18 protein-coding genes are annotated in these 13,116 nt (G+C 45.6%); 2 read left to right on the top strand and 16 right to left on the bottom strand.

The window, feature by feature from the left end; all coding sequences use genetic code 11:
• Both KNP67_RS14150 and KNP67_RS14145 read right to left on the bottom strand, forming a co-directional pair.
• Positions 1–408 (bottom strand): HTH domain-containing protein (locus KNP67_RS14150; protein WP_353048284.1); only part of this gene is annotated, 408 nt, incomplete at its 3' end.
• A 62-nt stretch (positions 409–470) separates the two neighbouring features.
• Positions 471–620, bottom strand: coding sequence for an Lrp/AsnC ligand binding domain-containing protein (locus KNP67_RS14145; protein WP_214756882.1), 150 nt, complete (start codon positions 618–620; stop codon positions 471–473).
• Positions 621–680: 60 nt separating this feature from the next.
• Between KNP67_RS14145 and KNP67_RS15420 the strand changes: the two genes are divergently transcribed.
• On the top strand, positions 681–908 hold the full coding sequence (locus KNP67_RS15420) for a PRD domain-containing protein (RefSeq protein WP_270810937.1): 228 nt from the start codon (positions 681–683) through the stop codon (positions 906–908).
• 228 nt (positions 909–1,136) lie between these two features.
• On the opposite strand, the gene KNP67_RS14135 is transcribed toward KNP67_RS15420, so the two are convergent.
• From KNP67_RS14135 to KNP67_RS15605, 8 genes are all read right to left on the bottom strand, one after another.
• Positions 1,137–2,558: an MATE family efflux transporter gene (locus tag KNP67_RS14135; RefSeq protein ID WP_214756881.1), complete on the bottom strand. Its 1,422-nt coding sequence runs from the start codon at positions 2,556–2,558 to the stop codon at positions 1,137–1,139.
• Between the two features lie 79 nt (positions 2,559–2,637).
• On the bottom strand, positions 2,638–3,315 hold the full coding sequence (locus tag KNP67_RS14130) for a hypothetical protein (protein WP_235420268.1): 678 nt from the start codon (positions 3,313–3,315) through the stop codon (positions 2,638–2,640).
• 50 nt (positions 3,316–3,365) lie between these two features.
• Entirely contained in the window at positions 3,366–3,608 is a 243-nt protein-coding gene (locus KNP67_RS14125) for a heavy-metal-associated domain-containing protein (RefSeq protein WP_214756880.1), read from the bottom strand.
• Positions 3,609–3,750: 142 nt separating this feature from the next.
• On the bottom strand, positions 3,751–4,026 hold the full coding sequence (locus tag KNP67_RS14120; RefSeq protein WP_029336165.1) for a glutaredoxin family protein: 276 nt from the start codon (positions 4,024–4,026) through the stop codon (positions 3,751–3,753).
• Between the two features lie 14 nt (positions 4,027–4,040).
• On the bottom strand, positions 4,041–6,500 hold the full coding sequence (locus KNP67_RS14115) for a heavy metal translocating P-type ATPase (RefSeq protein ID WP_214756879.1): 2,460 nt from the start codon (positions 6,498–6,500) through the stop codon (positions 4,041–4,043).
• An 18-nt stretch (positions 6,501–6,518) separates the two neighbouring features.
• Positions 6,519–6,734 carry a heavy-metal-associated domain-containing protein gene (locus KNP67_RS14110; RefSeq protein ID WP_029336168.1) on the bottom strand — a complete coding sequence of 72 codons (216 nt, stop codon included), beginning with the start codon at positions 6,732–6,734 and terminating at the stop codon, positions 6,519–6,521.
• 45 nt (positions 6,735–6,779) lie between these two features.
• Entirely contained in the window at positions 6,780–7,238 is a 459-nt protein-coding gene (locus KNP67_RS14105) for a CopY/TcrY family copper transport repressor (protein ID WP_029336169.1), read from the bottom strand.
• Between the two features lie 112 nt (positions 7,239–7,350).
• Positions 7,351–7,491, bottom strand: a complete 141-nt coding sequence (locus KNP67_RS15605) for a thioredoxin domain-containing protein (protein ID WP_353048191.1) — start codon at positions 7,489–7,491, stop codon at positions 7,351–7,353.
• 457 nt (positions 7,492–7,948) lie between these two features.
• Here KNP67_RS15605 and KNP67_RS14095 point away from each other — a divergent pair, with 457 nt between their 5' ends.
• The gene (locus KNP67_RS14095) at positions 7,949–8,695 is read left to right on the top strand and encodes a hypothetical protein (protein WP_029336170.1); all 747 of its coding nucleotides are present in this window, start codon (positions 7,949–7,951) and stop codon (positions 8,693–8,695) included.
• 187 nt (positions 8,696–8,882) lie between these two features.
• Here the strand turns inward: KNP67_RS14095 and KNP67_RS14090 are convergent, their stop codons facing one another.
• The 6 genes from KNP67_RS14090 to KNP67_RS14065 form a co-directional block, all read right to left on the bottom strand.
• Complete coding sequence (locus KNP67_RS14090; protein WP_138858537.1) at positions 8,883–9,233, bottom strand: hypothetical protein; 351 nt, start codon at positions 9,231–9,233, stop codon at positions 8,883–8,885.
• Positions 9,234–9,265: 32 nt separating this feature from the next.
• Positions 9,266–9,823 (bottom strand): DUF6036 family nucleotidyltransferase, encoded by a 558-nt coding sequence (locus KNP67_RS14085; protein WP_114167414.1) that lies wholly within the window; start codon positions 9,821–9,823, stop codon positions 9,266–9,268.
• 86 nt (positions 9,824–9,909) lie between these two features.
• Positions 9,910–10,713, bottom strand: a complete 804-nt coding sequence (locus tag KNP67_RS14080) for a hypothetical protein (protein ID WP_138858538.1) — start codon at positions 10,711–10,713, stop codon at positions 9,910–9,912.
• Entirely contained in the window at positions 10,710–11,486 is a 777-nt protein-coding gene (locus KNP67_RS14075; protein ID WP_138858539.1) for a ParA family protein, read from the bottom strand. Before KNP67_RS14075 ends, KNP67_RS14080 begins: the two co-directional genes overlap by 4 nt.
• Positions 11,483–12,172: a hypothetical protein gene (locus KNP67_RS14070; RefSeq protein WP_214756877.1), complete on the bottom strand. Its 690-nt coding sequence runs from the start codon at positions 12,170–12,172 to the stop codon at positions 11,483–11,485. Before KNP67_RS14070 ends, KNP67_RS14075 begins: the two co-directional genes overlap by 4 nt.
• The gene (locus tag KNP67_RS14065; protein ID WP_214756876.1) at positions 12,169–12,951 is read right to left on the bottom strand and encodes a ParA family protein; all 783 of its coding nucleotides are present in this window, start codon (positions 12,949–12,951) and stop codon (positions 12,169–12,171) included. Before KNP67_RS14065 ends, KNP67_RS14070 begins: the two co-directional genes overlap by 4 nt.
• Positions 12,952–13,116: the final 165 nt, after the last annotated feature.

The raw sequence follows: 13,116 nt of genomic DNA, 5'->3' as shown, positions 1-13,116 counted from the left end.
CTTTCCTCTCCCTTCCGCCAGGCGGATCTCCTTTAATAGTTCGACCTCTGCTTTCAACAGCTTGTTTTCGGCCTCGAGCTTCGCGTACCGTTCTTCTGTAGACAGTTCTCTATCTCTCCACCTTCCTGAATTACTTGATCGTGTATCGCGTAGCCCCATTACCCCATCTTTTCGGTAAGCCCGTGTCCAGCGATTTTTACAAGAACTCATACGCCGTTCACCGAGTACCTCCACATCGAATCCACATCCCCGGAAGATTTCCACAGGGAACTTCCCTTCCAACGTCTGTGCTATAAAGAGTTCCTTGAACTCATCTGTATACGTGATCCCTTTCGGGCTCACAGATTTAACGTAAGGATTTGCGGCTAGCGCATCTATTTCTTTTGACGTAAACATCTTCTTCGACACTCGAATTCACTCCCAATATGATTTAGTCCAGTGTACACAAAAACCCTGAGCAGTAGACTTTTTTAGTGTCTACTACTCAGGGTACAGTTTACCTGAGATGTCACTTTTATTTTTAGATGGCAACATCCTTCTCCTGATACACGATGGGCTTCCACTACTTCTTGGCGCTCGTTTAGAAATTGAATAAACTTCTCATGATTGGACGTTTTCATAATGCTTACAATATTGAAACCGATGAAGAAGATATTCGTTATTCATGATTCATCACACATGTGAAATATTTCGCTGAACGCTTTTATGCTGGAAAAATATTGAATGAAGAATCCGATCAACTATTTGAACAGATTGCGAACATCTACCCAAAGGCCATGAATGGTTCATTCAAAGTACGGGACTACCTTAAACAGTTGCACGGTGTGACAATTCCTAATGAGGAACTAGCTTATCTAGCCGTTCATATTCATCGACTGACAACTAATATGGATTTGAATAAACAATAACTTTCTTAAATACCTGGTTCTTTTTGACGAAGACCAGGTTTTTTCTATACTGAACAAAAAAATATCCATTTTTTATAATCGAGTAGCTATAGGCCGCATGACATATGTGTGTTTTTCACCACTGATTCGATTTCTTTAGGTCGGCGTGACGGGCTCCTTTAATAACTTTTTCAGAAAAGATAAAAGGAAAGAACAACTTTGCTCTTTCCTACAATTTCTAGCCCAGTGTTAGTAATTATTTATACATCGCACGTCTTCATGCTTGGTTTGGGGATGACAGGGTTTCTGTGGTTCGGATTCCGCTACAATCCAACGCCCTCGGCTGAATTGAATCCAAAGGACGATCGCCTTAAAGATGATGTCTAGACCGATGGCGATCCACACTCCTGCAATGCCCATCTGCATCTGAATCGCCAATACATATACTGCCCCAGTCCGGATCACCCACATACCGATCGTGGTCAGATACATTGGAAACTTCGTATTGTTCGCTCCTTGGAATCCACCGGTCAATACAAGGACGACTGCTAGGAAAGGCTGGAAGACCGCTGCTATTTTTAACGCGACATCGATGTCTTTGATGACTTGGGGATCGTCGGTGAAAAGTGAACCTGCCCATCCTCCGAAGAAGAATAAGACGACCCCGAATAAGGACATGAAGCCCATCGCCATGAACGTGCTCAATCTGGCATATTCTTTGGCGGTCTCGTGGTCTCCCGCTCCGATGTTGCGACCGACGAGAATGGTTGTTGCTGTCGCGAAACCATATGCCAACATATAAGAGAACACCTCTAGATTCCCTGCAATTTGATGCGCGGCGAAGGTGTTCGTCCCGAGTACCACGATGAATCCGAAATACACGATCTGTCCGGCTCTCATGACCAATCGCTCGATAGCCGCCGGGCTTCCAAGGTTCACGAGCTCCAACTGGTGTTCGAGATCCGGTCTCCAGAAATCTTTCCTGAAGGCGATCACTTCCGTCTTACGAATATAGTTCATCAATAAGAGCGTCCCGACGAGCCGGGCGATGACGGTCGCGAGTGCCGCTCCGACGAGACCAAGTTCGGGGATGATCCAAAAACCGAAAATCAACATATAGTCGAGCACAATATTGACGACATTGATGACGATGCTCACCTTCATCGGTGATTTTGTATCTCCCGCACCTCGTAAGATACTACTGAGCACAAACATCAATGCCATCACGATCGATGGGATCCCGACAATTTTGAAGTAGGTGCTACCAGCTTCTAAAACGTCATTCTCCACCCCCATCAACCGCAGGAGAGGCTCAGCGAAAAATAGCGTCACGACCCCAAAGGTCACCCCGACCACGACAGATAGGACGATGGCCTGCTGCGCGATATGTCTCGCGCGCTCGATTCGTTCTGCGCCTAAGTTATTGGCGACATAAACGTTTACTGCCACACCGATTGCCATAAAGACAGCAAAGTAGATGGCGAGGATGGCATTCGTCACTCCTACCGCTGACACTTCTGCTAGGCCGATTCTTGAGACGAACAGCGTATCGACAAATCCGAGCAACGTTTGGAAAAAATTCTCGGCAACCGCTGGTAACGCGAGTAGAAGGATGAATTTCATCTTGGTTTTTAGATCACCATGAGTGTCCAGCCGCTCACTTTCTATCATCTGAGTCCTCTCCTTCGAAAATTATGCTTACAACGATTACAGGAAAGCGACCCAACGAGGAACCATGGGTCGCTCATGGTCAATCTGAGACACGAATGACGAAAGGATAGGTGTGCACAGTCCCATGGAACTGGAATTCGGCCCAGACCTTGTATAGGCCAGGTTTATGGAAGACCGTCTCAAATTCCGTCGTATCATGAGAAGAAGGATGCACATGGATAAACTGTTCTCCGGCTTCATCCAAGATGACGACATGACCAAGTGCTCCAAGGTATGGCTCCGGGTTACTTTCTTTGGTGTCATAGCTGAAGACAGTCGGGACATGCGCTTTTAAAGAGTCAATCGACAGCTCGACGGTATGACCTTCGATCGTCTTCGTCAGACGCTCATCCACTTTAAGTGACGATTCGATAGAGGAAGAGGACTGATGATCAATCTGTAAGTGAACCGGCTTCACTTGATATGCCAGTCCCTTAGGCTGAATATCCACGAAGAGTTTATACGCCCCTGCCTCAAGTTGGACGGGTTGCTCGAATCGACCCTCACCCTTTTTAAACGGATGGAGGTGTCGGTACTCAGTTAGGTCTTCGTTCACGAGAATCAAATGGAATTCCTTTTCATGGCTGACTTCGAGTTCCGGGGCTTGCTGATGTTGATCCTTTAACTCGATACTGATTTTCCCGAATTCATATTTAGCTTCTACAGACACTTCATTTCCCGTCAAGTTCTTCATATGATGATGTCCATGGTCTTTCACGTTTAACACTCCTTTGTGTAGTCCTTGATCGCACCGTCACTCGACCTCCATTACTTGCAGCAAGAACAACCGATTTTAACGGTCGCCTCCGTTACCTCGTAGCCAGTCTCTTGAATTGCGGTTTCAATCTCAGAAAGTGTGAGTTGGCTTTCATCGAACGTCACGTCCACCTCTCCCGCCGAAAGATTGACCTTCACTGATTCAATACCCGCTAACTTTCCAACGTGTCCTTCAATCTTATTGATACAAGATCCACAAGACATATCCGCTACCTGAAATGTTGATTTTTTCATTATATGTTCCTCCTGATTATTTAATTACCATACATGGGTAGGGTGTAAAAGTATCGATTTTTTTACACCCTCGCCACCTTATGTTCGTGTCCCTCATTGCGCGACACGCTTTCAACAGGTTCTGAGAGTGAGCTATCGTTGCTTATCGTAGCAATGTTAGAATCTCTTCTTTGTTGTTCTCGAAGCCAACAAAGTACTTCACTACTCTTCTTTTTCTGAGCATCCCTTTTTTGTAGAAGACAAACAGTGGTACGATTCGATTCCCTGATATCGCTACCATTTCTTGTTCAAGGTCAAGGTTCACACCCACATCTTTGTTCACATAAGAGACTGAGATTGTTTTTAAGTATTTTTTGGCATCCTGACAATCTGAACACGTCGGACGCGTGTAAAGTTCGAGCTGTAAATCTCTATCCATCCCAATTCCTCCTTTTATTTGATCATCGAAGGCTGGAATCGTTTCAAACGGAGTGCGTTCACCAGGACCGAGACTGAGCTTAAACTCATGGCCGCTCCAGCAAGAATCGGGTTCAATAAGGGCCCACCAAGTAGATAAACAATCCCCATCGCAAACGGGATACACATGACATTATAGGCAAATGCCCAAAACAGGTTCTGTTTAATATTGCGGATGGTTGACTTGCTCAATTCGACAGCTGTAGGTACATCCATCAAATCGCTTCGCATCAAGACGATGTCTGCAGATTCGATCGCAACGTCAGTACCCGAACCGATCGCGATTCCGATGTCTGCTTGGGCCAAGGCTGGTGCGTCATTGATTCCATCACCGACCATTGCGACCTTCTTCCCTTCGGCCTGTAACTTCTTCACTTCGTTCGCTTTATCTTCAGGTAACACTTCACTCAGTACCCGATCGATCCCGACCTGTCTCGCAATCGCCATGGCCGTACCTTTGTTGTCTCCGGTGATCATGGCTACTTCGATACCCATTCGTTGAAGTTTCTGAATGGCTTTACGACTGTTTTCTTTGACGGTGTCTGCGACAGCGATGATCCCTGCGATTTGTTGGTCAATCGCGATATACATCGGCGTCTTGCCTTGGTGTGCGAGTTTGTCTGAAGCGCCTTCAAGGACATCCAGTGAGATGCCGCGGTCTTTCATCAATTTTCTGTTTCCGGCAAGCAAGACTTTTCCGTCGATCAGGACTTCGATCCCGTGCCCTGGGATGGCTTCAAAACGATCGATATCCATGACACGCATCATTCTGTCCTCTGCCGCTCTTACGATTGCTTCGCCCAATGGATGTTCAGACCCTTTTTCAGCGGAAGCTGTCAAGCGTAACAACTCATCTTCTTGATGTCCATTCACTGTCACGATATCTGTCACTTTCGGTTTTCCTTCAGTGATCGTCCCTGTCTTGTCGAACACGATCGTCTGGACTTTATGGGTCGTCTCCAAGGCGCCGCCACTCTTGATCAACACACCATTCTCAGCACCTTTGCCCGTACCCACCATGATTGCTGTTGGTGTGGCCAAACCTAGTGCACAAGGGCAGGCGATGACCAGTACTGAAATCGTGATCGTCAAGGCGAAGAGGCCGGTCTGACCGCCTAAATACCATGCAATTCCTGAAAGGATCGCGACGACGATGACAATCGGTACAAAGTATCCGGAGATGATATCGGCCAGTTTTGCGATAGGAGCTCGAGAGCCCTGTGCATCCTCGACCAATTTGATGATTTGAGATAGCGCTGTATCCTTACCGACTTTCGTGGCTCGGTATTGGATGATCCCGTTCTTGTTGATGCTGGCACCGATGACTTGAGCACCCACATTTTTTTCAACAGGGATACTTTCACCGGTCAGCATGGATTCGTCTACAGACGTATTACCTGATAGAACCACGCCATCCACCGGAATCTTCTCACCAGGCTTTACGATAATCGTGTCGCCGACGATGACTTCGTCGATTGATACTTCTAACTCTTGTCCGTTGCGGACGACCTTTGCCGTCTTAGGTGCCAGTCCCATCAATTTTTCAATCGCTTCGGATGTTTTACCCATCGACCGGACTTCAAGATATTTACCTAATGTGATCAGCGTGAGAATGACTGCGGCTGTCTCATAGTAGAGGCTATTCACGTATCCCTCATAACCTGAGAGGATAGCCATGGTGGCACCGACGCTATAGAAGAAGGCTGCGCTCGTCCCTAGGGCGACAAGTGAATACATATTCGGATGCCCTCGGAACAATGTCTTAAATCCGACGGAGAAGAATTTCCATCCGAATAACATCACTGGGATGGTCATCATGAGCTGCAAGACAGCGAACAATTCTGGGTTCATCGTTGGATGCAATGCCATCGGTAGGGGTAGGCCGATCATATGCCCCATCGCCACATAGAGTAATGGAATCGTGAAAATCGCCGACCCTACAAATCGGTTCCACATCGATTGAATTTTTTTCAGTTTCTTTTCTTTCTCGGTATCTTGACTATCCGCTGATTCTTGATCTTCTCTTGCCTCATATCCGGCGTTTGCCACCACTCGGATGACATCTGATACAGTCACCAGCTGAGGATCATATCGAATAACTAATTTTTCTGTCGCCAAGTTCACATTCGACTCAGTCACACCCACCATTTTCCTCGTGGCCTTCTCAATCGTCTGCACACACGAGGCACAAGTCATCCCTGTGATGACAAATGATCTTTGCTCGGTCTCGGTTGAGGCCTTGTAGCCAGCCTTCTCGACGGTCGTCTGAATATCCAGCGGCGAGATTTTCGTCTCATCGTAATGAATGCTCAATTTCCCAGTCGCTAGGTTGACGTTGGAGGTCACTACGCCAGGCAATTTTTTTGTTGCTTTTTCAACTGTCTGAACGCAGGACGCACAGGTCATCCCTTCCACGGCAAATGTCTTACTCTCCATATCGTCTTACCTCCATTATTATTGGGCTGATTCGACTTCGTAACCGACCTCGCCCACAACTTCTTTAAATTCATTCACATCTAGTCGTGTTTCATCGTACTTCACTTTTGCAATGCCTTTCTTTAAGTTGACTTTCGCACTTTCAACCCCATTCAGACCTTCAAGTGCTGACTCGACTTTGTTGACACAATGAGCGCATGACATACCTTTAATCGTTAAAATCGTTTTTTTCATCTTGAATCTCCTCCTATTCACTACCTTCATGACATCATTTCAAACTCAATGTCTGGATCCACAGGAATGGTCCTGACATCTGCATTGACCCGGGGTACAGGTGCATGGAATGTCCTCCACCGCTTCACTTTCCTTCATCTCAAGGATTTTTTTGAGATTCTCGATATCCTGTACACTCAGTGTCGCCTGTGTGATCATCGTTCCGATTGTGTTACCGACATCCCTGTCACAGATATGATCGAGTAGATCGTGTAACGTCTCTCTGATGACGTCACCTTCAACGACGTTCGCGGAGTAGATGAATTTCTTCCCCTCGGCCTCGGTTGAGAGCATCCCTTTTTTCACGAGCCTTCCAATGAATGTCTTCGTCGTCGCAGGCTTCCAGCTCATCTTCTTTTCCAATACCTCGATGATTTCTTTACTGGTCACGTGCTTTTGGGCCCAAACGACACGCATGACTTCCCATTCTGAATCCGTGATTTGTTTTTCGACATGTTCAGCCATTTGTCTAACCTCCAATTTTAAGTTTACAATCGTAAACGTTTTATTTGTTTTCAGTTTACAATCGTAAACGTCGACTGTCAACCATTATGTTTTTGGGTTCGCTATTCAGTCTTCATTGGCTATATTCTTGTCTAGAAAACGCATCTGGATATCCTTCAGCAACGCTTTCAAATAGTAGTGCGAGCTGACGGCATCCCGGGCACCAATCGGTGGTGAACTTTAAGACTACAGGCTGCGTAGAGTGATTAACCATTTGCAAATCAGATAATTGAAATTTCGAAAGCATTTTTTCTCCTCTCTTTTCGTTTACATTTGTAATCGATTTGAGTTCACGAATGTAAACGTTATTTGTCAATCTATATATTCGTGTCCATTTTGTATGTTTTTTTTTGACCTCATACAGCTTTAAATTGTTAACTACTGTCATCTCTTATATGATGTAATAAAACAAAGTAGGAATTGTCTTAAGCGTTTTGTTGCTTAGTCGCTAGGATTAAATAGATGATTCGACTACTAGCTTACTATTGAGACATTCTCATAAGTAAAAAGTGTAGGAAGGTATACATTTCGACGTCGAAATGTATACCTTCCTACACCACAAAGTGCCAGTTTATGAGTGACTCTTATTTATAACAACTTGTATTTAAATGATTTAAATATAGGAACTACATATGCTGTATACAAAATAATAACCAAATGAGGGATTAGAATTGGAATCAAACGAGACCAAGGTGACGTCATTCCGCGTGTCACAAGAAGTGAAAGAACATATTCAGCGTTTAATGGAGCAACGTCAAATATCAACCAACCAATTATTCGAGCAATTAATATCATTGGCCGATAAACAGTCACCGGACCCCTTAGTCGTCAAGGAGAACGAATCACTCGAAGCAGCACTGAATCAAGTGCTTGCCCTGTTCAATGAACGAGCCACTCGACTAGAAACGCAACAAAAAGAACATGAGCGAATCAACGCGCGATATAAAAATACCATTCATGACCTTGAACAAAGCGTAATTGCAGAAGCTGAACGACTCCAAGAGGAGTATGAGCGAAAGGTGTCGTCACATGAAATTGCACTCACTCAATTACAAGATCAAATCAACCAACTAATCGCTGAAAAGAGAATCGTTGAAGACGCATTGGAAACAGAACGTGTGTCTAACAAAGAAGAACTAAAAGAGCAGAAAAAAACAGTTTTTCATCTAGAAGGAGACATGAAAAAGCTAGAAGATGAACGTAGCCAGCTCTATCGGCAAAATCAAAGTCTTATGGACGCTGTCGACGACTTAAAAGCTCGTACACGCCGTCTTGACCAGCTTGAAGAAGAGAACCAGAAACTGCACTTAGAAGTCCAGCTCCTCCGTCGAGAGAAAGAGACATTCGAGAACCGGTTACAGGAACAGGTCGAGCTCGCGGTCCTGCGTGAGCGGAGCACCCAACAAAATAAACAATGATACGAAAAGGGTACTAGATTGAGTCAACCAGTGACTGAATCTAGTACCCTTATGTTTATTACAAACAAAGTATTTAACGGTTTGAAGAAATCGTCTGATACATGTTCAATGACTTGACCAAAGATGCTTCATTCACACGTAGAATCATAACCTCATGAGAGTATAAAAATGACTCGACTTGGTCCAATTAAGATTTCACCCGCAATCCACGCTTCTTGAATCGATTACGCTTTTCTTCTAATTTCACTTTCATATCTACCGAGAACGTACTTTCAGGAGTGTTGTAGGCGCGCCGTGCTGCCATACTAAGCATTTTTGCCACATCCTCTGCCCGGTCGTCCTGTAAATCAAGCAGTGAAGATCGAACATACTGGCGAGCCATTTCTCGGTCACGTAGCGATTCAGGGACCGATACATGACGACTTAATGCCAGAGCCAATTGAGCCGTCTCTAAGCGATAGCTTGTCCCACCTGCCTGCATACGATTCAGTTCATCCGCTAGCTCGCTTTGCAGAAGTACATGATTACTGTCCGTCATCGGTCACCCTCCTCTACTCTTCTTTTGATTTATTATATACCCTTTTCCTGAAAAATTCGACTCAAGTCGTGCACGTTACAAAATGGATCGTCCCACGTCATGTTCGCTTTATATTCCTCTACAAGTTCGAGAAGTTTGTCTTTATCGCAAAGTTCCAATAGGTTCGTCTTTTCGAGATCCTCTAAGTCCTTTTGGCGAGAGGAGAAGATCTTGGTACATGCTAATAGTTCAATGTCAGGGACATACACATCAATCGCCTCGAATAGACCTTCGATCTTATGACGGAATTCATTTTCTCTAAAGTCTTCACGGGGTGGGAACTGAATGACCCCTTCGACAATTTCAATTTCATATTCATGAAGTGCCTCTTTTAATTCAGGTGTCACAACGCCCTCCGTCACGCGAATGTCAATATCTCGCGTCGGACGATACTCGGCATCTTTATTCATCATTTCAATGAAGAGAAGGATCCCCGAGGCGCCAACCACAACAAACTCGACTTCGATGTTTCTTGAGGCGCAAAACGTATCAAGCACGAGCAAGGTATCGATGATACTTTCCACGTCCTTGTATTGATTAGAGTAAGTCATGTATGTCCCTCCTGATGAAAATGACCCACTCTGATTCGGTATGTTAAGAATCTTCGTGGGCCATGATGTATTTCGCTTCTCTCAATTTAATTCGTATTTAAATAGGCACTGAGAGCCCGCCGGATAATCTCATCTTCTGACACATGTTCTTTTTGCGCGGCTTGCGTTAATCCGACGTATAAAGGATCTGTCAGATCAGCAAAGCGAATCTGTACACGCATGGGTTTCACAGATTTAGTTTCGACTTCGAGCACGCGTTGTTCCTGACGTTCGATCAACATCCGTTTCACTTCACGGAGTTCTTCACGTGTCATCTCGTACACCGTCTTGTCTCCTGAAGCTGTGTAGTACTTCTTATTCTCGAGTAGCGCGAGCTTCGGATCTTCTGGCCACGACAACAACTCAGCAAGCTTCGTTGCACTGAAATCTTGCTCGAGCGTCTTCTCTAAGATGTTCGGACCAAACGTATTCCAAAATGAGACAAATCGATTCACTTGAGAATGTGACATGCCAATTTTGGCTAAGAAGTCTTTCCAATTTCCTTCTTCTTGTTTAAACTCTTTCTTCGTCTCAGGATCACGGAACAGACTATTTGCGTGTGCAAGTATACGACACTTTTCGACAAAGCTAGTCGCTTGAATCGCATCGATGTGGTTGTAATATTGAACGATTCCGTCCATATCCTCAGGGAGCTTCTTGGTGATGATACGTGACAACCCCGTCGCCGGCAGGGCCTGATAAGGGTTCGACACGGTCGTCGTCGCCGAGAATTCTTTCACGGCATCGACTTGTTCCGTACGGCTATCCGTCGTTTGTTGATTCTGATTCACCGGAAGGTTGGCACTGAATGTAGAAATCTTCGGTGTATGTTTCTTTCGGTTGCGTGTCATAACGACAATACCTCCTCAGCAAGTTGTAAATAGGCATCGGTTGCCGGGCTCTTGTGATCAATGACAGGACGAGACTCTCGTTGTAGTGTCTGAACCTTCACCGCATAAGGAATCGTCGTCAAAACCGGAATACCGACTTCTTTCCCAAGTTCTTCAAGTTCTTCGACTGTCGTGACATCCCCTTTCGAGCGAGCACTCACCATCGTCGGGATGAAGGCAGCGATATGGATGTCTTCCCGGAAGCGCTTCATCTCTTCAAGCTCTTCTGGAGCCGAGTAGACGGCATCCATTGAGAACTTCTGCATCTGTACAGGCATCACGATGCGGTCCTGCGCGACGAGTGCGCAGCGAGCATAAGGGTTAAGCGCTGAAGTCGATCCTGGGCAATCGATGAGACAGATGTCAAACAATTCGTCGATTTTGGCGAGTTCTTCGCTGAGGCGATATTCATATCCGATTTGACTCGTTAAGTCACTGGGTGAGGCCGAACGTCTGGTTGGCACAAGATAGACGGTACCTGTCTCATACTCGCATGTCACAATGACCTGTTCGATTGGTGTGTAGAATGGGTCATTCTCTTCTAGTAGACAATCGAGTAAGACTTTTCCTTCGTAATCGTTCGTGAGACCGAGTCCATTCGTCGAAGACGCCTGATCGTCCGCGTCGATGACGAGGACACGTAATCCGTCACGAGCATAAGCATGCGCCAAGTTGATGGTCGTCGTCGACTTCCCGACGCCGCCCTTTCGATTGTACAATGCGATTTTCTTCATGATTCGTCTCCTCGCTTCTCGTCTGTGACGTCGATGATATTGTCGTTCACGGTCCGCTCGATGATTTCCGTCAACAGCTCACTCACACTCCGGTTTTGGGCATGTGCATACTGTTGGAACTGATCGGACAGGTCGGACGGGATTCGTGCTGAAAGGACGGCAGATGGTTTCTTTGTTTTTTGAAACGGGCTGACTTTGACCTGTTGCACAGACTCAGTGCTCTTACGCGCCGCTCGAATCTGTTTGACCGTCAACTCGTCAACGCTTCGTGACTCTCCATCAATATAGAGTCCCTGTTCGACTACCTCTTCGACGTTGTCGAGATACATCAATTCAAACAGTTTGGAAGCCGGCAAGCTCGCAAGTGATGCTTCAAGTGGATGTAACGTCTCATAGGTTTTGATATATCGGGATGCAAGCGAACTCGACATCGATACAGCCTCGAGGAACCCCATCCATTCTTTTTTGTCGTGCATCTCAGAACGGGCGATGACGAGCCGCTTTCCGATCTCGAACACTGAAATCGTTTGAACTTTTGAGAGCTCATTGATTTCATGAACGAGGTCCTCGACTTCTTTAGAGACCGGAAGTTTTTGCACGAGCGAGCTGATATTCGTCAACCCGCTTTGATACGGGTGCTGCTCACTCGGTTTGATTTTATGAATATTGCGGTTCCGTGCCTTCATGATATCTCACCTGCTTGTTCGACGACTTGTTTGGCCAATAGTCGAAACGGTTCAGCGAGTACCTTCGCTTCTTTGGAGCGGTACTGGATGACACTCTTTCCACTATCGGCAGCTTTCTCGATGAAGGTGGATCGCTTGATCATCGGAAGGATGTCTAGTGACTCTTCCTTCGCGATGACTTCCATCGCTTCGTGATACTCTTTATCCGCCTTTAAAGAGGCATCCATCGCGACAGGAAGAATACCTGTGATGACGAGGTCTGGGTTGTAGAACTTCTTCACTTTTTGGACCGTCCGGACCGTACTCGCAAGTTGGTCGAACACGAGCTTCTTCGGCATGAACGGGATGACCGTCATATTTGATGTCGAAAGCACAACTTTTGAGAGTTCATTGATCGATGGAACCGAATCTAGGATAATCCAATCAAACTCATCCTTGAGCGGTGCAATCATGTCCTTTAATAGAAAGAGCTTATCTTGCTCGGAGATCAGATTGATTAACCTCGCATTTCGTTCATTCGAGGGGAGAAGACTCACGTGATACGTTTCATCATCAAACAGGACTTCTCGGATATCGAGATTCCGTGTATGTACATCAAACATCGTCATGTACTTAATCGTGTCGGATTCTTTTAACATCAACTTACTGAGCGAGCCTTGGGGATCCAAATCAATGATGAGGACTCGTTGCGCCAGCTCACCCAATGCGTAAGCCATATTCAAAGAACAGGTCGTCTTGCCTGACCCACCTTTCGATATGTAAAACGTGAGTATGTTCATCTTCTCTCCCCTTTCTCTTTCATATCATGTCACAATCTTATTTTCCTTACAACATAAAAACGAGTATAAACCGAATAAATATCAATTTAATTTGTATACACTAAAAATAAGTCGTTGTATACGATGTTTACTAGCCGATAGATCATGTATACGTTTCGACGTCGA

The organism is Exiguobacterium sp. s157, from assembly GCF_018618205.1.
GTDB classification, from domain to species: domain Bacteria; phylum Bacillota; class Bacilli; order Exiguobacteriales; family Exiguobacteriaceae; genus Exiguobacterium; species Exiguobacterium chiriqhucha.
This window is presented reverse-complemented; position numbering and strand designations above follow the sequence as displayed.